Origin of the sequence: uncultured Kriegella sp., from assembly GCF_963975415.1 — a bacterium.
In the GTDB taxonomy this organism is placed as follows: Bacteria; Bacteroidota; Bacteroidia; order Flavobacteriales; family Flavobacteriaceae; genus Kriegella.
This window is the reverse complement of the sequence record NZ_CAXBGN010000004.1, coordinates 487,185-512,255: the sequence shown is the minus strand read 5'-3', so window position 1 is coordinate 512,255 and position 25,071 is coordinate 487,185. Positions and strand designations below refer to the sequence as shown.

Genomic DNA, 25,071 nt, shown 5'->3' with positions numbered 1-25,071 from the left:
CAAATATAGCGCAAGTTTTAATTCGGACAAAACTATCCGAATTAAATTTTTACTAATTTTCAAAAGATTTTATTTCGTTCTATGCTGAAAAATCTGCATAAATAACATGGTCGACATTTTTTGTGCCCGGTTCTTGGCAATCCAAGCGGTTTCACCTTCGAAAAGTTCGTCTATTGTAGCGAACCAAAGGTTTAACCATAGACCAAAATGTTCCGATGTTATGGTGTGATTCATTTTATCATCGACTTCTTGATGGGCCGTTACGGGGTTACCATAGTATTTGCGTTTGAGAAAAAGTTGCGTTTCCCAGAAATCGATCAGTAGCGTCAAATGGCTTTCCCAATCGGTAATAATACCATTGAATATAGGGCCAAGAACTGTATCAACTCTAATTTTTCCGTAGAACGTTTCTACCAAAAGTTTTACATCGTCTCTATTTTGAATATCTTTCTTATCCATAGAAATTAGTTTAAGCAATTGATTTGCAAATTTGTAATGACTGCTAACCAAGTTTTCGAAAAATTAGGAATAGGTTTTGCAGAGGCATAATCGTGAAATTTTCCGGGCTAAAGTCAGGCAAGTTACTATTTTAAGGTTTTTCGATAAAATAGTAGTAATGATCGCAGTGAGTTTTATATGCCCTGTTCGATAGCCAAGGTTTGTGTCACAAATTGATGTAATTGATGCATTTGGGGTTTGCCTTTGCGTTTTCCAAGTCTTCCGAAAGCATAAAGCACAAACCAAAGTATCGTCATAAAAAACATTAGGCCCAACTGAAGGCCGTAAGGTCGGTTCAATGATGCGCTGGAGTAGGCCCAAACACCTAAAATTATAAAAACTGTGGCCACACCAAAGTGTAGAAACATAAAAAAGGTCCAAAGGGTGGGGTTGGGGCCAAAAATACCGTATAATTTGCAGGTTTTATCATCGACTTCGATAATTTCAAGATGGAGCTGTGGCGACCAGAAATGATTTTTCTCCTTATTAAATTTGATGAAAATATGCTCGTCGATGCGCTTGATTATTAGGGGTTTGTATACCGTATTTTCAAACTTTCCAAGAATCGTTTCTTGGGGTGTAGGTAGTTCAAATTGAAACCTTGGCCTAAGAACGATTTCATTGGGTAGCGATTTCATGAATTCTTATTTCAGTCGTTACATTCCATGGTGCTCGACACCAGTTCGACCACAGGTTTGGGGGATATATAGGGTATTCCTAACCCCAAACCACGTACGATGAAAAGTGCCCCGATAATAATTACAAAAACGGGAATCAACTTTCGTACGTTTTGCCGTGCTACTCCTTTTAAAAGAGAACTAAAATAAACAGCAGTCGTCATTAATGGAATGGTGCCGAGTCCGAACAGCACCATATAAAGTGCGCCCTGTATTGCATTCCCCATGGCAATTGCCCCAAAGAGCGCCATATAAACAAGGCCGCAAGGTAAAAATCCGTTTAAAAAACCGATGGTAAGAAATGTATCAGGGGTCTTCTTTTTGAGTTGTTGGCCCAATCGGCTCTTGATTTTTGCTATAAGCTTATAAAACGGTTGGGAAAGGTTGTATTTACTAAAGGTCTTGTACGGAATAAGGACGACGGCAATCATTAAGGCACCGATTATAATCGACAATTTCTGCTGCATTCCAAAGACATAGAGCCCTTTTCCTAGCATCCCGAATACGAGTCCGATGGTACCGTAAGCCAACAGCCTGCCGAAGTGGTAAACGAAAATCTGCATAAATTTCTTTGCCTCATTGTTCCTTTCCACGGGCAACATAAAGGCAATGGGGCCACACATCCCCACGCAGTGAAGGCTTCCCAATAATCCCATTATGATGGCTGATAGTAACATTGTATCTTTTATTCGAGATTGTTTTTCAACAAGTAACCGTACCTTCCCAGAAAAAATTCGGCATTTATCGATGTAGCTTATACTGCTGGGTCAATGACGGGTTGCTTTGAATTTTTTTAATAGGTCAAACTCTCTTTGTAGAGATATCGTTGGTTACCATATTGCCAAGAAACTTTAATGTCCCAGCGACCATCTAACAAACGTTTGTCAGGTATGAGCAAATGTGAATTGGACAGGCTTACGGGTAAGTCAAAATCCAAGTGTTTATTAGATGGTCTGTAAAGGGACACCGTTCCTTTTATTTTTTTTATATCCAGTTTTTCAGGAAAGTTTAATACAATACCATCGGGCGTTCTTTCCATAGTGATTTTTGCATTTTTGTTGCCGTTATTTTCGGCATCGATTTCTTTCTGATACCCCAATTCGGCCTTATAATAATCTTCCGTTACCAAATCGTGATTTGCCCGATGATCAAGTCCCATCCGTATCACAAAAAATAGAATAAAGCTTATGAACCCTACAAATGCCAAAACGATTCCTGTTCCCCAGTTTATTTTCATAACGAATACTTTTATATTAATACTATTAATCGAAACGTACTTTGTTTTCTCGAATATGAGAAGGAAGACGTCAAATTCTCCATTAGCTTCGAGTCTTTCGAAGCACGATTATTTATAGCTTCTTGGTCCCATAAAAGCGGTGGTGGTGGTTTCTATTAACTCTTCACCACTATAGACTCCGATTTTTATATTGTTCTTATCAGCAGTTAATGCCGAATTGTTGATTTCTACGAAAAGGGTGCCTTCGGCCAATTCTTTTGCGGGTACTATAAAGTCTTTATGGCTTACCAATTTTATGGTTCCTTTATGCGACAAAAGTTTGAAATTGACGTTAGCGACATCTTTTGTGGTTTTGTTGACTAATTTATAGGTGTATACGTTACTGATAATATTATCATCTTTATGCTCATAGAGTTGCCCTGGAAGCCTTAAAATATTGGCCTCAAGATCATTTCTTAAGAAAAGCATTCCGATTAGAATTCCTGTCAGAATGGTTAAAACAGCGGTATACCCCTTTAGACGTGGCGTAAATTTGAACTTTTCCTTTTTTACGATTTCATCTTCGCTGGCATACCGTATCAACCCTTTTGGAAGGTTGACTTTTTCCATGATCGTATCACACTCATCGATACAGGCCGTACAGTTGACACATTCCAATTGTGTTCCGTTTCGAATGTCGATTCCCGTGGGGCATACATTGACACATTGAAAACAATCGATACAATCACCGAAACCTAGTGCTTTTCTGTCTTCGTTTTTTCGCCATTTCTTTCTGCCGTTTTCCGCTTCGCCTCTTTTGTGGTCGTAGGCGACAACAATAGATTTGTTGTCAAGCAGAACACTTTGCATGCGTCCGTAGGGGCAGGCGATGATACATACTTGTTCCCTAAACCAGGCAAATATAAAATAGAACACAGCCGTAAAAATTAATAGTGATACCATGATACTTACATGGCGCATCGGACCTTCCATTATATATTGAAATAGTCGGTCACTGCCAATTAGATAGGCGAGGAAGATATTGGCGATCAAAAACGAAATGATAAAAAAGACCAACCATTTGAGTACACGTTTCCGAATTTTCTCTCCATTCCATTCTTGTCGGTCTAATTTTATCTGCGCGCCTCTGTCCCCATCGATCCAATATTCTATCCTACGGAAAACCATTTCCATAAAGATGGTCTGTGGACACATCCATCCACAAAAAATACGCCCGAAGGCAACGGTAAAAAGGGATACGAAAACAACACCGATGATCATCAAAATGACAAATAGGTAGAAGTCTTGAGGCCAAAAAGGGAGTCCGAAGATATTAAAACGACGTTCCAATACATTGAACATCAAGAACTGGTTGCCGTTGATTTTTACAAATGGAGCTGCAAACAAAAAGGCCAGTAAAAGGTAGCTTACGTACTTTCGGTACCTGTAAAACCTGCCACTGGGTTTTTTAGGATAGACCCAAGCTCTTTTACCTTCTGCGTTGATGGTGCCTATTGAATCTCTAAACTGTTCCTTTTCCTGTGACATCTTCGGTTGCAATACGTTTTGCCCTTCTCGTTATAATAAAATGGCGAACGGGCATCTTAAAGAATTAAAAGCTAGTACATGGTTTCTTATACGCGGTTTCGCCAATTTTAATCGAGGTCGGCTTGAATTTTTCCTTTAGGGTTGGTCTTCCTCAACCCAAATATCACCTTCCGCAGCTTTAGGGTTTGCAGGGGTAGTACCGGTTATATTGGTCAATACATAGCTGGCGACTTGGGCAATTTCCACTGGTTTTAGCGTCTGTTTCCAAGCAATCATGCCTTTGCCGTCTCGACCACCTTCCGATATGGTGTGAAATACATTTTTAATACCACCACCCAAAATCCAATGGTCATCGGTTAAATTAGGACCGATCCCACCACCTCCATCGGCCATGTGACAGGCTATACAATTACTTTCAAAAACGGCTTTACCGGCTTTAAGGTCAGAGGCATCGGCCATGAGTTCAACCGTATTGGCATCAACCAAATCTTTGGCGGTTTTCTTGTAAGCTTCTATTTCAAGTTGGGCTGCGGCTACATCTTGTTCGTATTCCAAATCTTGATCATAGCCTCCGAAAACATGAAAACGGAACATGTATATAAAAGCAAAGACTATCGATGCGTAGAACATGTATACCCACCAAGGGGGCAATTTATTGTTCAATTCGCGTATACCGTCATAGTTATGGTCTAGAATGATTTCTTGCTCTGCTTCCAAGGGCTTGGATCCCAATAATTCCTTATAGGTTTTTTTGGCCCATTTCCATTCCCATGATGCGCCCTTATTTTCTAAATACCGCTTCTTGGCTTCTTCTGAAAGCGTTTGGAACATCACATTCTCAATCGCGTTCAAAATAATTTGTATAATAATCATTAGGAACAGAATGAATACCATGAAAACCTGCAGAAGAGGGTATTCTATGATTGCCGGTTTGTCTCCGGAGTCTATTAAAAGTTCCATCAATCCTAGGATAATAAAGAACGCTAAAGGAATCTTGATCCACCAAGCTGATCCATTTTTCATATTATTTTATTTTACGTTGATAGTTGGTATTCATTTTTTTATATTTTCCTTCTTTGCAAGAAAAATTCACTTGACTTTTGGTATTGGGCCTTAAGGTCTAGGCTGCTTGTCACCTTCCAAGGGTAATTCGCTCATTTCTTTGATATGTGCTTTAGAGGCGGTAAAAACCCACCAGAACAGTACTATGAAAAAGATGAAGAAGATTAACAATGATATCATGGGATAGGTGGCCACTCCTTCAATACTCTCCATATATCCCTTTACAAATTTTAGCATGTCTATTTTTTTAGAAGTTAAATCGGTTTGTGGCTATCAATCCTAGTAGCTTTAAAAGTATTCTCAGTTCGACGCTCCATAACTTTTTACTAATTCCCTGACAAGGTTTCTTCGGTATTCTTAATTTTAATATCGGTACCCAATCGCTGTAAATAGGCGATCAATGCCACGATTTCACGATCTTTCATAGCGATGAATTCTTCACCGTTTTCGGCGGCATATTTTTTATCGGCTTCATAACTTTTAGCAAAATCGGGATCGGTATACAGGTTTTTTTCGATTTGGGCAGCCTGTTCGTTCATACTCGTCTCGGCATTGGCAATATCTTCTTCGGTGTAGGGTACGCCCAAAGACACCATCGTCTCCATTTTTGCCCTTATATCACTTCGGTCGTGAGCATCGCGAATTAACCAGGCGTACGACGGCATAATCGAACCTGCTGAAGTGGTCTGTGGGTCATACATGTGATTGAGATGCCAGTTGTCGGAATATTTACCACCTACTCTTAACAAATCGGGACCGGTACGTTTACTTCCCCAAAGGAAAGGGTGGTCGTAGACAAACTCCCCTGCTTTCGCGTATTCACCATAACGTTCGACTTCACTACGGAATGGCCGTACCATTTGCGAGTGACAACCTACACAACCCTCACGGATATAGAGATCGCGACCTTCCAATTCAAGTGGCGTATACGGTTTCACGCTGGTAATGGTGGGAATGTTCGATTTGACCAATATGGTTGGAACAATTTGAATAACACCTCCAATTAAAATGGCTATCGTGGCCAAAATAGTCAGCTGTATCGGTTTACGTTCTAACCAAGTGTGAAAGGTTTCACCGGCAGTCCTTCTTTTTGATACCCGGGTCAAGGCAGCGGCTTCCGCCAATTCGTCTTCTACTTTGCTTCCAGATTTGATTGTCAAGACAACATTATAAATCATGACACAGGCACCTACGATATACATCGTTCCTCCAATGGCACGCATCCAGTACATGGGCATAATTTCAGTGACGGTCTCTAGAAAGTTACCGTATACTAAAGTGCCATCGGGGTTAAAATCTTTCCACATTAAGGCCTGGGTAAATCCGGCAACGTACATGGGAAGGGCATATAAGATGATCCCCAAGGTGCCGATCCAAAAATGTACATTCGCGAGACCTACCGAGTACAATCGTGTCTTCGTCATTTTGGGTACGAGCCAATAGATCATTCCGAACGTGAGAAATCCGTTCCAAGCCAGGGCCCCTACGTGCACGTGGGCAATAATCCAATCACTAAAGTGAGCAATTGCGTTTACGTTTTTAAGTGATAACATGGGGCCTTCAAAGGTGGCCATACCATAACCGGTAATCGCCACGACCATAAATTTCAGTGTCGGATCCGTCCGTACTTTGTCCCAAGCACCGCGAAGGGTCAGTAGTCCATTGATCATACCGCCCCACGAAGGAGCAAGTAACATAATGGAAAAGGCAACGCCTAAATTCTGAGCCCAATCAGGTAATGCCGAATAGAGTAGGTGATGGGGTCCGGCCCAGATATATATGAAAATTAACGACCAGAAGTGGACGATAGACAGTTTATAGGAATAAACAGGCCTGTTTGCCGCTTTCGGCACAAAATAGTACATCAAACCTAAGAACGGGGTAGTCAAGAAAAATGCCACGGCATTGTGTCCGTACCACCACTGTACCAAAGCATCTTGAACACCGGCATAAACCGAATAGCTTTTCATGGCACTAACGGGAAGTGATAAGCTGTTGAAAATATGAAGCACTGCTACAGTGACAAAGGTTGCCAAATAGAACCAAATGGCAACATATAAATGGCGCTGTCTCCGCTTGATCATTGTGCCGATCAGGTTGGCTCCGAAGGCGACCCAAACAACTGCAATGGCAATATCGATAGGCCACTCGAGCTCTGCATATTCTTTTGAGGAAGTATATCCTAAAGGAAGGGTTATGGCCGCAGCGACAATTATCGCTTGCCAGCCCCAAAAGTTAAAATTACTCAGAAAATCACTGAACATTCGCGCTTTTAGAAGACGTTGGGTGGAATAATAGACACCCGCGAAAATAGCATTACCCACGAAAGCGAATATAACGGCATTGGTGTGCAACGGTCGTAATCGACCAAAACTAAGCCATGAAATACCCTCCATATAATTGGGGAAAATAAACAGGAAGGCTAACATGAGACCGACCGACATTCCGACAATTCCCCAAAACATTGTAGCGTAAAGAAACTTTTTAACAATTTTGTTGTCGTAATAAAACTGCTGTATCTCCATAAGTATTGTTTTTTAATCTAAGGACCTGGAATGTAGCTTATGTTTGTGCTGATTTTAAAAGCCAAATAAGATGTTTGATGGGCTGAACATACACTGTGTTCAACTGCGATAATCAATTGCCTCTTGGCTTCCCATTCCAATTTCCCTTCATTTAGTTGGGTCTATTTGTTACTCGTTTTGTTTTTATTTTGCCGTTCTTCGGAAGGTTTGTCCTCGACCAACTCATCTTCGAACAGCATGCGCACTGAGGGAGTGTATGAATCATCATACTGGCCGTTTTTGACGGATGCGATAAATGCCATAAAAAAGATGACCGCAACAACAAGGCTGATGGCCAATAACACATAAATAACACTCATACCTACCTGAATTCTGGTGTAAAACTACGCCTGCACCAATCGCTATAAAATGACATTTGTCATGTTTCTTTTTTTATTTCAATTTTCTTCCTAACATATTTGTCATCACCGTTGTGAAGACGACAATACTAATGGAACTTAGTGGCATCAAGATTGCGGCTATCACTGGTTGCAACTGCCCCGTTACGGCGAAATAGAGTCCGATTATGTTATATAATAGTGACAGGGCAAAACTCATTTTAACAATCTTAATGGCCTTTTTCGAGGCCAAGATATATTGATACAACCATTTGAATTTCGAGGCATCTAAAATTCCGTCACATGCGGGAGAGAATACATTTACGTTTTCTGAAATGGCTATTCCAACGTTGCTTTGAGCCAAAGCTCCTGCATCGTTCAGACCGTCGCCGACCATTAATACTTTTTTCCCCTGGTTTTGTAACGATTTTATAAAGTCTAGTTTGTCTTCAGGCTTTTGGTTAAAAAATAAAGGGGTGAATTTTGGTAACAACTGCTCTAGCCGAGTTTTCTCCCCTTCATTATCGCCAGAAAGAATGGCCACTTGCAAGGTCTCTGAGATGGCTTTGAATACTTCCGAAATTCCATCTCGGTATTCATTATGAAACACATATTTACCTTTATAGGTATCGTTACTGTTAATATGGACAGATGTGTTCAAAGCCCCTGAATCTTGATGGTAACCTGTGAAATCGGCAGAACCTATTTTGATATGTTCGCCGTCAATACGACCTTCTACACCTTTGCCCAAATGTTCTTCATACTCATCTAAAGTAACAATGTCATGTTCCGCCAACATATTGTAAAGCGTACGACTAAGCGGATGGTTCGACGCCCTAAGGGTGTTTTTTAAAAGAGCTTCCTCTTCTAATGTTAGGGTCATGCCCTGATAACTTGCCGTGCTTTTTTGAGCTGTGGTAATGGTTCCGGTTTTATCAAAAATGGCGGTATCGATTTGAGCGAGTTGTTCTATGGTCTGTGTATTTTTTAGATAGAATTTCTTTCTTCCGAAAATGCGTAGCATGTTGCCCAAAGTAAAAGGTGATGCCAATGCAATAGCACAGGGGCAGGCGATAATCAGTACTGCCGTAAATACATTTAAAGCTTTGCTACTGTCATAGAAGAGCCAAAACGTGGTCGCTGCAAAGGCGACGGACAAAACGGCTATGGTAAAGCGCTTTCCAATACTATCTGTAAGCGTTTGAAACTTGGTAGATTTGTCTTCTTGAAAAACAGCGTTGCTCCATAACTGGGTGAGGTATGATTGGGAAACCGATTTTAAGGTCTCAATTTCAATCGCGTCATTCAATTGCTTGCCACCTGCATAGATTTTTTCACCATACTGTTTAAGTACCGGTTCAGATTCCCCGGTAACGAAACTATAATCGATACGTGCTTTGCCACTGATAAGTATGCCGTCTATGGGGATAAGCTCTTCATTTCTAATCAAAATTCGGTCCCCTTTTTTGAGGTCGTGAACTTGAGTACTTTCTTCTTTTCCTCCAGGTAACATCCGGGTAACGGCAACAGGGAAATACGATTTGTAGTCCCTTTCAAAAGATAAAAAGGAATAGGTTTTTTGTTGAAAGAATTTTCCAAGTAATAAGAAAAACACCAACCCGGTTAAAGAATCGAAGAATCCTGGTCCCCAATTGAAAATGATTTCAACGGTGCTTCTTAAAAATAGCACTAAAATTCCTAAGGCGATTGGTACATCGATATTTAAAAAATTGCTCCGTAAGCCTTTAAATGCCGAAATGAAATAATCGCGACCGGCATAGAAAACCACGGGCAATGAAAAAATAAACATCAACCCTCGAAATACATCTTGATATTGGTTCAGCCAGTATTCACCTCCGGTTGACTTGCTTGTGACCAGGTCAAAATATTCAGGAAAAGAAAGAAACATAACATTCCCGAAAGCGAAGCCGGCCACACCCAATTTGTAGATAAGGCTTCGGTCTGTTTTTTTCTTTTTATTGTCGAAATCATCTAGTGAAATATAGGGCTCATAGCCAATACGGGCCAGAAGAAGAACCAATTCCTTCAGGGAAATTGCGTCGGAGTCATAACTGATTCGTACTGTTTTTTTGGGGAAATCAACCTGTGAACTGATAATCGAGAGATTGAGTTTGTTCAAGTTCTCCAATACCCAAATACACGAACTACAGTGAATGCTTGGAATATAGAGATTGACAATTTGTAGATTCCCATCGCTGAATTCGGTCAACTTTTGAACTATGGCTGAGGTGCCAAGAAAATCGTACTTGTTTTCTACAACTTTCGGAGTAGTACCTGCTGCTGATTGTAAATCGTAATAATAAGACAGGTCATTCGTTGAAAATATCTCATATACGGTTTTGCAGCCGCCACAGCAGAAATTTTTCGTATCGAAAGTAATGGCCGCATTGCCACAATCATCACCACAATGATAACAGTTGATCCTATCCATAAAACATTTGCCTATACCTGTGGCAAAGTTCGTTTAGTGGTAGTATTTATAATATGATTTATGTCATGTTAGAATAAATAATGACCTTGTAGCTTTGCATTTGTAGGCAAAAGCAATAGCAATGGAAAATGGAATTGAATCGCAATGCGAACAATGTATAGTTAGACAGTTCAATTCGCTACGTGCAATGAACAAAGAAGAACTAAAAAAGGTCTCACAAGGTAAAACCACCAAAATAGTCAAAAAGGGAGAAACGATTTTTGAAGAAGGGGAGGCACTCAAAGGCGTTTTTTGCGTACGTAGTGGTGTTTCTAAACTTTCAAAACTGAGCGCTAACGGAAAGGATCAAACGGTTAAGCTTGCTGCAAAAGGTATGGTCATCGGCCAGCGTTCGGTAATCGCTGAAGAGTTGTCAAATTTGAGTGCCACGGCACTAAATGATATGGAGGTATGTTTTATTCCTAAAGAAATTATTGTGAACACCTTAAATACAAATCCAAACTTTACAATGGAGGTGCTTCGACACATGGCGCACGACCTAAAGGAAGCGGATGATGTTATTGTAAATATGTCTCAAAAAACAGTAAAACAGCGGGTAGCGGCCGCATTTCTATATTTGAAAAATAATTTTGGGGAAGACAAAGACGGTTTTTTGCTTTTAACCCTTTCCCGTGATGATATAGCGAATGTCGTTGGCACGGCTACGGAATCATGTATCCGAATTATTTCGGAGTTCAAAAAGACAGGATTATTGAAAAACCACGGCAAGAAAATTGGTATCGTCAATGAAAAAGGACTTCAAGATTTGGCAGAAAGGTATTAACACCGTTCGATTTGAAAATACGGGAGTCGTGCCCGCTTTCCAAGAAATTTTGTTTCATAGTATTTTACTATAATTATTCGGTCTAAATTGGAATAATCAGAAGGTTTTGCCTTTTTGTAAGGGTGCCATATCAGCCTTTCAAAGCTGATATATGTCATAGTTTCAAAGGAAGGCATTCGATAGTTTTACACTTTAAGTCTCAATTGTTGTTTATGAAAAATGTTTTAATTCCCACCGATTTTTCTGAAAATGCATGGAATGCTATCAAATATGCACTGGCATTGTTTGAAGAAGAGAAATGTGTTTTTCATTTACTGAACACCTATACACCAAGTATTTCCAATAGTCGTTTTATGGCATCGTCTATTCAGGGTGGTGTTGTAGATGCAACACACAATAATTCCGTAAAGGGACTGCAAGCGATAGTGAAACAAATCAAAGAAACGCATGATAATCCGAACCATAGCTTTAAAAATATTTCGTCCTTTAGTCTTTTGGTGGATGAAATCAAAGAGATAGTGGCCGCTAAGAAAATCGATTTGGTTATCACCGGAACCAAAGGAGCTTCGAGTTTTGATGAGGTTTTTATGGGAAGCAATACTGTGCGTATCATTAAGTCAATTAAAAATTGTCCTGTTTTGGCAATACCACAGCATTTTAAATTTGAAAGACCTTCAGAAATTGCATTTGCCACCGATTTTAACCGTTTCTATACGGCCTCGGAACTTGAACCCTTAATTGAATTGGCGAAGACCTTTAATGCTGTTGTGCGCATTGTTCATGTACAATACGAGATTAAGGCCTTGACCGAGATTCAGCAGTTTAATTTAAATATGTTGCGTAAATATTTAAAAGGCATCGAACATTACGTGCATACCGTATCTGAACTTAACTCGGTATCAAAAACTTTGGAAGTGTTTACCAATGAACTAGATATACACCTCTTGGCAATGTTGAACTATCAACATAGTTATGTCGAACTTATGACTCGTGAACTCGTTATAAAACGGGTGGCATTTCATACACAAATTCCATTTTTGGTTATTCCCGAATTGGGTATGGGGGCTCCTTCAAGAAAAAAGAATAAGCAAGAAACTTCAGTTCTTAATTGATTCATGAACGCATTGGGTGATCGCTGTAAAAGTCTTCAAAGGTTTTGCTGGTACTGTAATTATCGGTTAATACTTTATAAACCATATAAACAACCATTATTTGCCCCAAAACAGTGATGTAAAACACCCAGTTGGAGGAGAAATCCATTAAAACCATTATTGTTATGGTAACCAATATCAAGGTGGTGACCATCACCCAAAACATCGCCGTATTTTTCATTTTTCTTTTAAAGTTATTAAAACTTTATTGATTTAGCTATTGGTTCGATCAAAGGGGCGACCCACATGTTTACTAGGAAAGTCGTAGGGCGGCGGAAGTATTCCCTATAGGGCACTGTTTCATACGATGTGGGGTAAGCAAAAGAAAGGATTACTTTAAATAGCGCGCGGCAAAGGCTTCTTTATAAGCCCTTCCGATAGGCACGTGCATCTCTTGGTCAAAATAAATACGGTTACCCGATACTTTCATAATACCATGAGTATTCACTATAAAAGATTTATGAATCTGTACGAATTGAACCTCGCTCAAAATTTGGAGCCAATGACGTAATGAATGGGATGTCAGGTGCTTTCTGTCTTTGGTGAAAACTTCAGTATAATCTGCTTCTGATTGAATAAAACGAATGTCATGCACATTGATTTTTAAGTGCTCGTACCCAGATTTAACAAAGAGTATCTCAGGGTTTACTTCCGATATTTGCGTTTCATTTTGTTCGATAGGTACCTTGTTCACGGCTTTTACAAAACGTTCGAATGAAAAGGGCTTCAATAGATAGTCGACCACGTGGTATTCGTAACTTTCCAATGCGTAATCGGAAAAGGCGGTTGTCAAGATAACATGGCGTTTAATGGGCAAGGCCTTCAAAAAATCAATACCTGATATTTTAGGCAGATGGATGTCGAGAAAAATCAGGTCAACAGTTTCCGTTTTTAAAAAATCCATCGCTTTTAAGGCATCTGCAAAAATGCCCTTAAGTTCCAGATTGCCCATATCACCAATGAATTTTTGCAATACACGTTGGGCAGGGGGTTGATCTTCGATAATAATGCATTGTATCATACCGGTCGTACTGTTTTTAATTGTATTTCTAGCTGTACGGAAAAAAGCGAATCAGTTTCTTGAATGGTAAGTTCGTGGGCTTCAGGATAAATGATTTCCAATCGTTTTTTGACATTAAATAGCCCAATACCATGTGACAAATCATCGGTATTGGTTACCGGTCGAAAAGAATTGTCACAGCTGAAATAGAGCTTTCCTTCTTCACTCACCCGAATAGTGATGGCTATCTCAATATCTTCTGACTGACTCGCGGTACTGTGTTTAAATGCATTTTCGATAAACACCATCAAAATAAGGGGGGCAATCTGATGTTCACTTCCAATATTTTCTGTTTTAAAAGTAACCTGGCCACGATCTTCAATCTGTAATTCACTCAATTGTGTAAAATTTTTCAAATGCTCCACTTCTTTGGTCAAGGGAACAAAATCTTCCTTACAATCGTACAACATGTAACGTAAAACTGAGGAAAGTTCTAAAATGATGGAAGGTGTTTTGGGCGAATTATCAATGGCATATGAATAGAGGTTGTTCAAGTTGTTGAACAAAAAGTGGGGATTTATCTGTGATTTTAAGAACTGGAGTTCACTATCTTTTACCGATGCCCTCAGGTCGTCTACTTCATGTTGTTTTTTTGAAGCATCCCAAGCGAACTTGAAGCCGCAGAGTATGGTAATGATCGGCATTACATCTAAAATGCTATAAAATACTCCATGAAAATATTTTCCCCTAGTGTCTGGAAAATAGATTTTTTCGAGTATAAATTCCTCGATACAAATAATGCCCGCTATAACAAGGGCTAAGGTTATAAAAAAGGATGTATATTTTTTTTGGTAGTAGAAGCGGGGCAATAACAAATAATTGATAATAAAGGCGCCGAGGGCATAGTTCGTGAAGAAAATAACTTGATGAAATTGAATCGCCGGACTATGCTTGTCAAAGGAAAAAAAAATAAACAATACCACATGAAGAAGTACTTGAAAGAAGACCTCTTTTGAAACACTACTTAGGTTTTTAAAATATTGAACCATAATTCAAAATTACACTTTTGATTTGAGTAGAATCTTCAAAACCTCTAATCGACATATTTGCAAGGGCGAACGACATTGCTAATGTATTTATATGTAGTGTTTTACAAGATATTGTTGTCGACTTTGAAGTATTTGTGCCTTAAAGGGGGGAGTACTAGTAAAAAGGTTCTAAACCATTGTCGTTGAGGTAGTCATAATTGTCGTTTAAAGATTTATTTCATGTAATTATCTTTTTTCCATTAATATAGGTACTACTTTAGTGGTGGCGGAGATTTAGAATTTCAAAGGCCCTGCCTAAATTAATTGGAAACCCAATGCACTAGGATACATTATGAAAAAGGAAGATATCAAACAGGAAGTATTTGATCTTTATGATGACTATGCACACAGTAGAATCAATCGAAGGCAGTTTATCGATAAGTTGTCAGTTTATGCGATTGGTGGACTAACCGTAGCATCGTTGCTCAGTTTTGTCTCACCGGATTATGAGGGAAAAATTCAAATTGAAAAGCAAGATCCCCGGCTGAAATCAGAATTCATCATGTATAGTTCTCCAAAAGGGGGAGGAGAAATCAAAGGATTACTTTCACGGCCGGTAAATGCCCAAGACAAGTTACCGGGTATTATTGTGGTACATGAAAATCGCGGACTGAACCCGCATATCGAAGATGTTGGGCGAAGGGCGGGTCTGGCCGGATTCATTTCTTTGGCTCCAGATGCACTTACTCCGTTGGGAGGGTATCCAGGGAATGATGATGACGGCAGAACTTTGCAAAGGGAACGTGACCGTGATGAAATGCTGGAAGATTTTATTGCCGCTTATGAATACCTTAAGAAACACCCAGAGTGCAGTGGAAAAGTCGGTGTGGTCGGTTTCTGTTTTGGGGGATGGATCTCTAATATGATGGCAGTCAAGGTTGCTGATTTATCTGCTGCTATTCCTTTTTATGGTGGACAACCAACCGAGGACATCGAGAAAATCAACGCCCCGTTGCAGTTGCATTTTGGGGAGTTGGATAAACGGGTCAATGAGGGTTGGCCGGCTTATGAGGCGGCCCTAAAGGCGCACAATAAAGAATATGAAGCTTTTATATATCCCAATGCAAACCATGGTTTTCATAATGATACAACACCCCGTTATGATAAAGAAGCAGCCGAATTGGCCTGGCAACGGACCATTGATTTTTTTAAAGCAAATTTAAGTTGACCCCTAATTTAGGGCAACACTTTTATCCGCATTATACTTTTCGAATAACCGTCAACCATTACGCAATTGAAAAACCTCGTATTTGTTCATAGGCACAGGCGTTAAGATGTATAGGTTTTTCTGAATTTCCATAAAATGGAATAGGGCTGCCCAAACATTTTTTCGATTACTTGCCGTTCATGATATTATTTTTGTCGTTTACAGAAAATTTAGGCTTTCTTTTTTTTGAAAAGTAAATATTTGATATGAAAATTAGTTAAAAATCTATGATTTCTAAAATTACATTTTACGTGCTTTTCATTGTTTGTATTTTCTTTAATACTACAATGGTTTTGGCCCAAGATGCAAACTCGTCAAGCGTCACGATTAAAGGAACTGTGGTAGAAGAAATGAGCGGACAACCAGTAGCTTTCGCTACGGTCGTTGTGGCCGATAGCGAAACTAAAAAACCTATTTCGGGCACGACAACCTTAGACGATGGTAGTTTTACCCTTGAAACCGATGCCGTTGATTTTTACATTGAAATAAGCTTTATTGGATTTCAGAAAAGAACCTTTGGTCGGCCCGTCGCTAAAACCAGTACCATTGATTTGGGTAAGGTCGCACTTGCCGAAGATGCGGAGCAATTACAGGAAGTGGTGGTTCAGGGTGAGGAGTCACGAACCGAATTTAAATTAGATAAACGGGTATTTAATGTCGGAAAGGATCTCAGCAGCACCGGCGCAAGTGCTCTGGAAGTATTGAATAATGTGCCTTCGGTGAATGTAAATATCGAAGGTCAGATAAGCCTGCGGGGTAGCCAGGGCGTTCAAGTTTTAATTAATGGAAAACCTTCTGTGATCGCAAGTGATGGAGGAAATGCCCTAGGCACGATTACGGCTGATATGATCGATAGGGTAGAGGTCATTACCAACCCTTCGGCAAAGTATGATGCAGAAGGCACCTCAGGCATCATCAACATTGTTATTAAAAAGGAAGAACGCAAGGGGTTGAATGGTTCTATTTCAGTGAATGCCGGTGCACCGGAAAATCATAGTGTTGGTGTGAGCCTTAATAGACGTACGGAAAAATTTAATCTCTTTAGTCAAATCGGGGTGGGAATTCGAGAATATCCGGATGATATAGAGAACCGGAACGTAGATCTGGTTAACAATACGAAAATACTTACCAACGGCACCGAATACAGAAATGAAAACTACTATAACTTTGTTCTTGGAACCGATTATTATATTGATCCTACCAATGTATTAACACTTTCGGGGAATTTTGCCCTAGAGTTGGAAGACCAACCTTCCACAACAAATTATATGGCGCTCGATGAGACCAACACAACGACCTCACAATGGGATCGTAATGAGGTTACCGAAGCCACCAACCCGAAATTTCAATATGAATTACAATACAAAAAAGACTTTCAAGGTAATGAAGACCATACCTTACTTTTTAGTGCTTTGGGCAATTTTTTTGGAAAAGATCAATCTTCCGATTTTGTAGATTCGACCATTTCGGGAGAGGACAGGGATTCAGCTCAAAAGACCCGCACCGATTTCAAGGAGTCGGTATTTACGTTTAAACTAGATTACACAAGGCCATTTTCCGAAAAATGGTCCATGGAGACCGGGGCCCAATATGTGCTAAACGATGTTAGCAACGATTATGAAGTAAACAATTTGGTCAGTGGTAATTTTGTCAACGATCCAGGGCTTACAAATACTTTTGAATACGACCAGAAAGTGCTCGGACTTTATACTACGGCCGCTTATGAAGGTGAGAAATGGGGAATAAAGGCAGGGGCCCGCTTAGAAGATACAGACTTGAACACCCTGTTGACCAATACGAACGAGAACAACAATCAAAACTATTTCAATTTATTTCCAAGTGCGCATTCTTCATACAAAGTCAGCGAAAAATTGTCGTTACAGGCAGGGTATTCCAAACGTATCTATCGACCGCGATTGTGGGATCTTAATCCCTTTTTTAATATCAGGAATAATTTTAGCATTCGTCAAGGAAACCCTGATTTATCACCAGAGTTCACTGATTCTTACGAAATAACAAGTATTTTCTTTGTAGGTAAGGCCTCGATGAATTTGGGGGTATACCATCGATATACCACCGATGTAATAGAACGCGTGTCTTTCTTTGAAAACAATGTAAATACGGTCAAGCCTTTGAACATTGGTACCAATAGGTCTACGGGGCTCGAATTCAATTCAAAATACAGCCCCACCAATTGGCTGACCCTCAACGGAGATTTTAATTATAGTCAGTTTACACGTAATGGCTTTTTTGATGAGACCATTTTTGACTTTAGTGCCGACCAGTGGTCAAGTAAATTAATGGCAAAGTTCAAATTACCCGCAGATATTGATTTTGAAACTACAGGAAATTTTCAATCAAGGTACCAGACGGTTCAAAGTGAGGTTAGTGAAAACCTTTTTCTTGATATGGGGTTGAGAAAGAAACTTTTTAATGGGAAGGCTGTTTTGAATTTAAGTGTTAGGGATGCACTGGCCTCCAGAGTGAACGAAAGTCAGATTACCCAGGCAAACTATGAAATTTACAACCGGCGACAACGGGGCAGATTTTTGGCCTTAGGGTTCAGTTATGGATTTGGAAAGGGGGAGGCCATGGAGTTTTCTGGTCAGCGAAGACGATAAAATCAGATTTTAAAATCTCATCGACACTATAGAAGACATTTGTCAAACTAGAAATAGCCCATACAATAAAGAAGAATACCACATACTTTATTCATGTTAAACCGTCGAAAATATCTCACTTCACTGATTGTTTACGTGGCTTATTTAGTAGTTTTATTTTTCTTGATACGATGTGATTTTTAGCGGTACAGCGAATTCACCGACATAAAATCCTTTTATGACATTGGGTCGATTCAAGAAAATATAGCCGCTTATTTACGATAACCTTCATCTAGCACTTAAGAAAAATGAGTCTTGAAAATTTTGATTATTTTTTCTTCGGTCAATGGTTTGGTTTCAAAGCCATTTACATCATCGATTTCTGTCGCGATTTTACGGTCATTCGGATTAAGCGAAGTCGATAGCATAAAAAGTATGGTTTTGGCTTTTTTTAAAGGGTCTAGTTTTTTATAATGTTCTAGAAATTCCCACCCGTTCATCGCAGGCATGTTAATATCTAGAAAAATCAAATCGATGGGTAATTTATCTTTGGTTTCTCTATTGTTAAGAAAATCTAATGCTTCTTGGCCACTGTGAACGGTAATTACTCTTTTCGCACATTCGAGATCTACAATAACTTTTTGATGAATATAGTTTGTAGCCTCATCATCATCGATCAATAAAATGCAGTTTAATTTTTTTGTCATAATTTTTTCTTAGAAATAGTAAAATAAAAAGTACTGCCTACTTTGGGTACGGATTCAACCCAAATTTTACCCCCGTGCATTTCAACAATTTTGCGGCAATGGGCAAGGCCTATGCCGGTACCTTGATACTCACTTCGGTTATGCAACCGTTGAAAAATAGCAAAAATCCTTTCATAGTGTTGCGCGTCTATGCCAATACCATTATCTTTCACTGCAAATTTCCAAAATCGTGGAAGCTTTTCTACCGAAATGGAGATGCAAGGCGACTTGTCTAAGCCATGAAATTTTATAGCATTACTGATCAAGTTTTGAAAAAGCAATCGTAGTTCGGTCTCGTAGCCTTTGACGAGGGGCAAGTCAGCTATCGTTAGAGTTGCTTGGGTTTTACTAATGGCGAGTGAAAGATCTTCTTTAATTCCTTGTATTAGAATATTGCAATCTACATCGGTTACTTTTTTGGCCTCCCCGATTCGACTATAATCCAGCAACCCTTTAATTAACTGGCTCATTCTGGTGGCGCTTTCGTTGATAAACCTTAAATAAGTATTCGAGTTTTCACCTTTTTTTGTTGGATACTCTTTATCAAGTAGTTCTGTAAAACTTCCTAGCGTTCGTAAAGGCTCTTGTAAATCATGTGATGCAATATATACAAATTGCTCTAGCTCTTTATTCTTTAAATTGATTTCTTCAAAATTCTTCTTCAGCGATTCTGCCATGGTATTAAACGATTCACCCAACGAAGCCAATTCGTCCTTTCCTCTAATGGGCACAGCAATATCATAGTTGCCACTACTAATCTTGCGGGCAGAGACTTGTAATATTTGTATGGGTCTAACGATTGAATTGATTGTGCCAGATGAAATGCTGATTCCGATAACGATACCTAACAGACCAAGAAAAAAGATAATACCCGAGAGGTTCTCAAGTTCTTTAGAAAGCGTAGCTTGGTGTTCATCAAAATTGATACTGTATTCTTTGTGCAACAATGCAATATTTTGGTCGATTTGTTGAGATAAATCCGATAGATCTAGATTGGCCTTTTGGGCTACATCAGCTACTGTCTGAGGATTATCATAATCAGCTCTGGTCATTAAAAGGTTGTTGATGTATTTTACAATATTGATGGAGCTGTCGGTAAGAACGACCAGATTATTCGCGATTTGTATTTTTCTATCATTTCGAGATAGAGCTTGTTTCAATAAATTAACCTTGGTCTTAAAATGAGGCAATTCTACTTCGGTAATCGCTTTTATACGGTTGTTATATTGCTCATCGGTCTGCCGAAGAATTTTATTTATAGTAAGTAACAATAGTTCTCTGTTGACCTCTTGATATTCATTTAATAAGGTTAATGTGGGTCCGATTTCCAATTTTAATTTTTCATAAGTGGCCGTAGACTGTCTCGAAACAATTTGAGTCAAGATAATGTTGACCAACAAAACGAATATCAGTGTTCCGAAACCTAAAAAAAGTTTATTTCTAATTGATCTCACAATAGTTTTTTAATTATCTTCTAACTTTAGAAAGTTTTCCTTTAGAGGTGTATCGGTATAAAGAAAAGTATATGCCTTTTGAAGCTCCATTTTCCGATATTGAAATATTTCCGCAAACACCTTGATAATAACTGATATCGAACAACCGCTTTCGAAGCCAATCATCAAACTGCTCTTTTTTATTCTTTCCATCCTCCATTGTCCTAATTTCCCCTAACACCATATTCATTGCATCATAGGCCTGCATGGCGGGCCATACAGAAACCGGTTGGTGGCCATATTTATCTTCATAATGGGTAAGAAATTCGGTCGCTAGAACATAGTTGCCATCGGCTGGAGTAAAAAAGGTGCACTCGGTGCCTATTATGGCTCCCCTAGAGTTGGTAAAGTACTCGGGGTCTAGTAATACAGTAGATCCAAAAAATGGCGCTTTAATACCCATGTCACGAGCTTGTTTCATGGCAAAGCCGAATTCTTTATATCCAAAAAAAACATAAGCATCAAACCCAGCTTTCATTGCGGCTTTTAGTTCATGTTTAAAGTCAACGGTATTTTTGTCAACGATGATTACCTCATTTTCGATGGCTGCCTGATCTAACAATCTTTTACAAGATGTGGTTGCCCGAGTCATAAAATCGTTTGGATAATGAATAATCAAGACTTTTTTTAAGCCCAGTTCTATGACTCTTACAGCAATCAGTTCGTTGGCCTCTTCTGTAGATTTGGCGATTTTAAATGTGTTATGGTTCAAGCTAGACAGTAAGGCGTCATTATTAAGCGGGTTTATTAAAATCACTTGATCTTTTAAGATTGCATCTTGTAAGGCAATCGTGCCATCGGTGTTGCTAACATAGACTATATCTATGTCATGTTCTTTTCGCAGTTTATGGTATGCCGGTAGTGCTTTGTCTTTTTCCCACTGATCATCCTCTACAAATAGGTTTACTTTTGGGGAATTGTTGCTTCTCGAGGCATTATATTGATTAACGGCCAATTGCAAGGCATTTGATGGTCCGATACCTAAATCGGTGGCACGTTTAGATAATGGACCGATATAGCCAATGTTTACTTCTTCGGATTTCGAATTTGTACACCCAAATAGGCAAGCCAAAACGGTGAAAAAGACCAACAACCTTAAGCTCATATGCCCATTTCCAATATTTCTTATTATTACAGTCAATGTCTCTTATTTAAAGTCGTTACAATACTAACCCATGATTTTGAATTTTCCTTAGAAAATTATTTTATATTCCAACCCATACCCCAAACCATAACTGTCTTCAGTAAAAAAATCGTTGATTCTATACTCTAAGATAGCATATAATTCATCAATAATCCTTAGTCCTAGTTGATGTTCGGTAACCCATTTGAAAGATAGACCACCTCGTCCGTCGTACTGAAAATTCTGATCAATGAACCCACCGATATAAATTCGCCTGTCAAGTGCTTTAGGAGCAATATTTATTTTATAAACATGTTCAATAATCGTCATATATTTTGGGATGGCATTTCTTCTGAACTGAATAAACATGGGGTTAATGGAATATGAGGAATTTAGCTTCTTAAAAAATGAAAATAGTTTCTTAGCGGCATGAGCCCTCCATCGGAATCCTAAACGAAAATCATCATTGTCATCTCCACCTCGCATAACATATTGTAAAGTAAGATCTATGGGTTTGCTTTTATGAAGCGCCCAGCGTACATTATGTTCGGCATAAACAGAATTTAAATCAAAAGATTCGTTTGAACTTTGATAGTTGGTCAAAGAGAAATATTGGAACCGCTTGGGTAGATTGGCCAATATGTTATAGGTCAACACGCTGAATTCTCGGGTGTCATAATAGAAATTAAAATCAACGAATCCTGAAAGATGGGGTGGTGATTTTTTTTCTGTTTGGCAAATGGCTGTTGAGGAGGGCAGACCAAAAAGAAAAAGAAAAAAAATACCACTAATAGAACTTCTCATTTTTGAATTGTTACATAGCTCTTTATGTGAGCTTATCATTTCCGTTCAATGAACTGAAAAGTTTTACCTTATTCTTTATGGCAAAACGAAAGCCTTTTGACCAGAACAAATATTTTGTTTTTTTATCATCTTTTATTTTGCAAGCGGTTTATAGCATTTTAATAAAATGATTTGTCAAATTTTTCAAGCATGTAATGAATATGAAAAATGAATGACTTAATAATAAAGAAAATTCTTCATTATTATTGTGTTTGGTAACAAAAATAGTGCTGAATTAGATTGTTTTTTATTTAATTTATACTTGTTTAAAGTTTTGTAAATCAGTTATATGTAAATGTACTTGTTGTTTTTTTATGTATAAGATGTAACCTGACTTGTTAATACTTTTTGAAAACCATAAAAGTAACCTTATTCTTACTTTTATGTTGTTTTTTTAAGAAAATCGAATACCTTTTGACGACACTAAATTGCCGTTGGTCTAAACTATTTGGTATCCTGACGTTTTATGTAAGATAATGATGACTAAAAGTATAACTTTGATGAAACAGGAAAAACCTTACATAGTTTATACTTGAGTATAATATTTCAATTTTTTTGCACTTGCTCTTAAAAAAATAGCCTATGATGAATAGTAAGTTATACGACCGAACCAAAGTGCTTTTAATAGAGGATGATCTGATCTCTAGTTCATTGGCATTGATAGGACTCACTCAATTAGGTATAACAAAAGTTGAGGCAGTGCAAAACGGATTAATGGCCATAGAGTATCTTGACAATAACTTTCCTGATCTTATATTTTTAGATATCAACATGCCAGAGATGAATGGTTTTGAATTTTTAAATTTTATTGAGAATAATAATTTTATTCCCAATTCATCAATAGCTATGCTAACATCTTCTATATACACAAGTGATAAAATGCAAGCGCTGCAGTTTTCAAGTGTCATAGACTATATTGAAAAACCTATTAATATAAGAAAGCTAGAAATGGCACTCCTTAGAATGACTAACCATAAAAAGTCGACCATAACGGCCTAGTTCGAGAGACCTGATATTTGTAGTAGTCATAAATAAACAAATTATCTCTATTGAGTTTTAAAATTTCAAAATTTTTCCTTCACGAACTTCCTATATATTCTCAGAATAGATTGCAATATTTGCATGATTTTTCCTAATATTGAAACAGATTAAGAGGTACTTTAAATTGTTTTAGGATGATTTTGTGAATTGTTGGCGCTGTAGAACGGACCGAATAAAAAGTAAACATGGTGGAAATACCCAATCTTAATTATGTCGACGGCCTTTCAAAAGGGGATCGATCGTTCACAAAAAAAATTATAAGTATAGTCGCCCGGGAACTTCCTGTTGAAATAAAAACCTATCAACTAGAGCTGGAAAAGAAAGATTATTCAAAAACAGCGGATACCGTACATAAGCTAAAGCACAAAATACGTATTTTAGGCTTGGAAAAAAGTTATGGAATTGCAGAGGAATATGAGCTAAATTTAAGAAAGGGCAATCTTGATTTGAAATCTGTTTTTGAGGAAACATTAGAGACCATGTTGTTTTTTGTTCGTAAAAAAAATCAAGAATTATGAATTGTATTGTTGTTGATGATGATGAAACGTTCAGGGCAATTTTTGAACAGCTGGTTGATAATAACCCAAGCGTGAAAATACAGGGGAGTTTTTCAAGTGCCATAGAGGCTATCAAATATCTTAATTTTAATGAGGTAGACCTGATTTTTCTTGATATTCACATGCCCGACTTCGATGGTTTTGATTTCATTAGAACTATAAAGAATCCGCCGAATATCATTTTGACAACGGCCGATAAGAACTTTGCGCTCGAGGCCTTTGAATATGAGTGTATTATCGATTATTTTGTAAAGCCGGTTACACAAGAGCGCTTTGATAAAGGGATAGTTAAGGCCGTATCTTTATTTAAAGAGTCGGCAGTTACTTATAAGAATCCGGTTCCTGACGAGTCGGTAAACGATTTATATATAAATATTGACCGTAGACTTATCAAAATAGATATTCCTACGATAAGCATTATCGAGGCTAGAGGTGATTATATTTATTTGAAAACCGATACCAAAAACTATACAGTTCATTCTACATTAAAAAAGATAGTAGATAAACTTCCTAAAGAAATTTTTTTAAAAGCTCACCGTTCTTTTGTAATCAATACAAAGAAGATAATCGACATACAAGATAATAGTGTATTGATAGGAAAGGACGTAATTCCCGTAAGTCGCTCCAACAGATCTGAATTGATGCGTCGCTTAAACCTGCTCTAAGGTAAGTTTCGTCCAGGTGCCTCCTTCTTTTTACATTTTGGCTAATAAATAAAGCGCTAGTTCTTCCTTGAATTACTAATGGTGTATGGCATTCCGGTGCCTCCGCACTAATTTCTTCCAACTAGCGATCAATAGTGGGTCAATTTCTCTTAATTAATCACTTTTAAGCATCTTGAAAAGCCATTGTTTGCATTTGTATTGAAGTATTCGGTGGCCCACCCATTTTAAAGTAAGAAAAATCCTATTCAACTACAGTAACTGGTGATCCATCGAAAATCTCCCGAATTATCTTGATATCCGTCTTAACTTTACAGCATTGTTAAACCCCAAATCTTTTAATAATGAAAAATATAAAATTTATTGTTCCTTCGGTTGCATT

Annotated in this window: 24 protein-coding genes; 7 read left to right on the top strand and 17 right to left on the bottom strand. The window is 38.3% G+C overall.

The features are described from left to right. Window positions 1-69: 69 nt before the first annotated feature. The 10 genes from AACZ88_RS11920 to AACZ88_RS11875 form a co-directional block, all read right to left on the bottom strand. The gene (locus tag AACZ88_RS11920; protein ID WP_339710408.1) at window positions 70-459 is read right to left on the bottom strand and encodes a group III truncated hemoglobin; all 390 of its coding nucleotides are present in this window, start codon (window positions 457-459) and stop codon (window positions 70-72) included. A 173-nt stretch (window positions 460-632) separates the two neighbouring features. Further along, window positions 633-1,136: a GTP-binding protein gene (locus AACZ88_RS11915; protein ID WP_339710405.1), complete on the bottom strand. Its 504-nt coding sequence runs from the start codon at window positions 1,134-1,136 to the stop codon at window positions 633-635. Window positions 1,137-1,147: 11 nt separating this feature from the next. Beyond that, entirely contained in the window at window positions 1,148-1,852 is a 705-nt protein-coding gene (locus tag AACZ88_RS11910; protein WP_339710403.1) for a sulfite exporter TauE/SafE family protein, read from the bottom strand. A gap of 116 nt (window positions 1,853-1,968) precedes the next feature. After that, entirely contained in the window at window positions 1,969-2,412 is a 444-nt protein-coding gene (locus tag AACZ88_RS11905) for a FixH family protein (protein ID WP_339710401.1), read from the bottom strand. A gap of 108 nt (window positions 2,413-2,520) precedes the next feature. Next, complete coding sequence (ccoG, locus tag AACZ88_RS11900) at window positions 2,521-3,939, bottom strand: cytochrome c oxidase accessory protein CcoG (RefSeq protein WP_339710399.1); 1,419 nt, start codon at window positions 3,937-3,939, stop codon at window positions 2,521-2,523. A 135-nt stretch (window positions 3,940-4,074) separates the two neighbouring features. Then, complete coding sequence (locus tag AACZ88_RS11895; RefSeq protein WP_339710397.1) at window positions 4,075-4,962, bottom strand: cbb3-type cytochrome c oxidase N-terminal domain-containing protein; 888 nt, start codon at window positions 4,960-4,962, stop codon at window positions 4,075-4,077. Window positions 4,963-5,052: 90 nt separating this feature from the next. Then, complete coding sequence (locus AACZ88_RS11890) at window positions 5,053-5,238, bottom strand: CcoQ/FixQ family Cbb3-type cytochrome c oxidase assembly chaperone (RefSeq protein WP_339710394.1); 186 nt, start codon at window positions 5,236-5,238, stop codon at window positions 5,053-5,055. A gap of 89 nt (window positions 5,239-5,327) precedes the next feature. Continuing rightward, window positions 5,328-7,526 carry a cytochrome-c oxidase, cbb3-type subunit I gene (gene ccoN, locus AACZ88_RS11885; protein WP_339710392.1) on the bottom strand — a complete coding sequence of 733 codons (2,199 nt, stop codon included), beginning with the start codon at window positions 7,524-7,526 and terminating at the stop codon, window positions 5,328-5,330. A 161-nt stretch (window positions 7,527-7,687) separates the two neighbouring features. Next, a complete protein-coding gene (gene ccoS, locus AACZ88_RS11880) occupies window positions 7,688-7,885 on the bottom strand; it encodes a cbb3-type cytochrome oxidase assembly protein CcoS (RefSeq protein WP_339710390.1) in 198 nt (65 codons plus the stop codon). 73 nt (window positions 7,886-7,958) lie between these two features. Next, window positions 7,959-10,355 (bottom strand): heavy metal translocating P-type ATPase metal-binding domain-containing protein, encoded by a 2,397-nt coding sequence (locus AACZ88_RS11875; RefSeq protein ID WP_339710388.1) that lies wholly within the window; start codon window positions 10,353-10,355, stop codon window positions 7,959-7,961. A gap of 121 nt (window positions 10,356-10,476) precedes the next feature. Here AACZ88_RS11875 and AACZ88_RS11870 point away from each other — a divergent pair, with 121 nt between their 5' ends. Together AACZ88_RS11870 and AACZ88_RS11865 are read left to right on the top strand one after the other, a co-directional pair. Continuing rightward, window positions 10,477-11,178: a Crp/Fnr family transcriptional regulator gene (locus AACZ88_RS11870; RefSeq protein ID WP_339710387.1), complete on the top strand. Its 702-nt coding sequence runs from the start codon at window positions 10,477-10,479 to the stop codon at window positions 11,176-11,178. A 212-nt stretch (window positions 11,179-11,390) separates the two neighbouring features. Continuing rightward, on the top strand, window positions 11,391-12,290 hold the full coding sequence (locus tag AACZ88_RS11865; RefSeq protein WP_339710385.1) for a universal stress protein: 900 nt from the start codon (window positions 11,391-11,393) through the stop codon (window positions 12,288-12,290). Between the two features lies 1 nt (window position 12,291). Here the strand turns inward: AACZ88_RS11865 and AACZ88_RS11860 are convergent, their stop codons facing one another. The 3 genes from AACZ88_RS11860 to AACZ88_RS11850 all read right to left on the bottom strand — a co-directional run bounded on the left by AACZ88_RS11860 (window position 12,292) and on the right by AACZ88_RS11850 (window position 14,378). Next, the gene (locus AACZ88_RS11860; RefSeq protein ID WP_339710383.1) at window positions 12,292-12,510 is read right to left on the bottom strand and encodes a hypothetical protein; all 219 of its coding nucleotides are present in this window, start codon (window positions 12,508-12,510) and stop codon (window positions 12,292-12,294) included. A 150-nt stretch (window positions 12,511-12,660) separates the two neighbouring features. After that, window positions 12,661-13,350: a LytTR family DNA-binding domain-containing protein gene (locus AACZ88_RS11855; protein ID WP_339710381.1), complete on the bottom strand. Its 690-nt coding sequence runs from the start codon at window positions 13,348-13,350 to the stop codon at window positions 12,661-12,663. After that, window positions 13,347-14,378, bottom strand: coding sequence for a histidine kinase (locus AACZ88_RS11850; RefSeq protein ID WP_339710379.1), 1,032 nt, complete (start codon window positions 14,376-14,378; stop codon window positions 13,347-13,349). The genes AACZ88_RS11855 and AACZ88_RS11850 overlap by 4 nt, the downstream gene beginning before the upstream one ends. 331 nt (window positions 14,379-14,709) lie before the next feature. On the opposite strand from AACZ88_RS11850, the gene AACZ88_RS11845 reads away from it, so the two are divergent. Beyond that, the gene (locus tag AACZ88_RS11845) at window positions 14,710-15,585 is read left to right on the top strand and encodes a dienelactone hydrolase family protein (protein WP_339710377.1); all 876 of its coding nucleotides are present in this window, start codon (window positions 14,710-14,712) and stop codon (window positions 15,583-15,585) included. 266 nt (window positions 15,586-15,851) lie between these two features. Next, window positions 15,852-18,245, top strand: coding sequence for an outer membrane beta-barrel family protein (locus AACZ88_RS11840; RefSeq protein WP_339710375.1), 2,394 nt, complete (start codon window positions 15,852-15,854; stop codon window positions 18,243-18,245). A 278-nt stretch (window positions 18,246-18,523) separates the two neighbouring features. Here AACZ88_RS11840 and AACZ88_RS11835 read toward each other — a convergent pair whose 3' ends face one another. The 4 genes from AACZ88_RS11835 to AACZ88_RS11820 are packed head-to-tail and all read right to left on the bottom strand — an operon-like array spanning window position 18,524 to window position 22,390. Beyond that, window positions 18,524-18,931, bottom strand: a complete 408-nt coding sequence (locus tag AACZ88_RS11835) for a response regulator (protein WP_339710373.1) — start codon at window positions 18,929-18,931, stop codon at window positions 18,524-18,526. Next, window positions 18,928-20,424: an ATP-binding protein gene (locus AACZ88_RS11830; RefSeq protein WP_339710370.1), complete on the bottom strand. Its 1,497-nt coding sequence runs from the start codon at window positions 20,422-20,424 to the stop codon at window positions 18,928-18,930. The genes AACZ88_RS11835 and AACZ88_RS11830 overlap by 4 nt, the downstream gene beginning before the upstream one ends. Before the next feature lie 13 nt (window positions 20,425-20,437). Continuing rightward, window positions 20,438-21,604: an ABC transporter substrate-binding protein gene (locus tag AACZ88_RS11825; RefSeq protein WP_339710368.1), complete on the bottom strand. Its 1,167-nt coding sequence runs from the start codon at window positions 21,602-21,604 to the stop codon at window positions 20,438-20,440. A 51-nt stretch (window positions 21,605-21,655) separates the two neighbouring features. Continuing rightward, the gene (locus tag AACZ88_RS11820) at window positions 21,656-22,390 is read right to left on the bottom strand and encodes a hypothetical protein (RefSeq protein WP_339710366.1); all 735 of its coding nucleotides are present in this window, start codon (window positions 22,388-22,390) and stop codon (window positions 21,656-21,658) included. Between the two features lie 621 nt (window positions 22,391-23,011). Between AACZ88_RS11820 and AACZ88_RS11815 the strand changes: the two genes are divergently transcribed. From AACZ88_RS11815 to AACZ88_RS11805, 3 genes are all read left to right on the top strand, one after another. After that, a complete protein-coding gene (locus AACZ88_RS11815; protein WP_339710364.1) occupies window positions 23,012-23,428 on the top strand; it encodes a response regulator in 417 nt (138 codons plus the stop codon). Window positions 23,429-23,655: 227 nt separating this feature from the next. Beyond that, window positions 23,656-23,988: an Hpt domain-containing protein gene (locus AACZ88_RS11810; protein WP_339710361.1), complete on the top strand. Its 333-nt coding sequence runs from the start codon at window positions 23,656-23,658 to the stop codon at window positions 23,986-23,988. Continuing rightward, window positions 23,985-24,692 carry a LytTR family DNA-binding domain-containing protein gene (locus AACZ88_RS11805; protein ID WP_339710359.1) on the top strand — a complete coding sequence of 236 codons (708 nt, stop codon included), beginning with the start codon at window positions 23,985-23,987 and terminating at the stop codon, window positions 24,690-24,692. The genes AACZ88_RS11810 and AACZ88_RS11805 overlap by 4 nt, the downstream gene beginning before the upstream one ends. Window positions 24,693-25,071 lie beyond the last annotated feature (379 nt).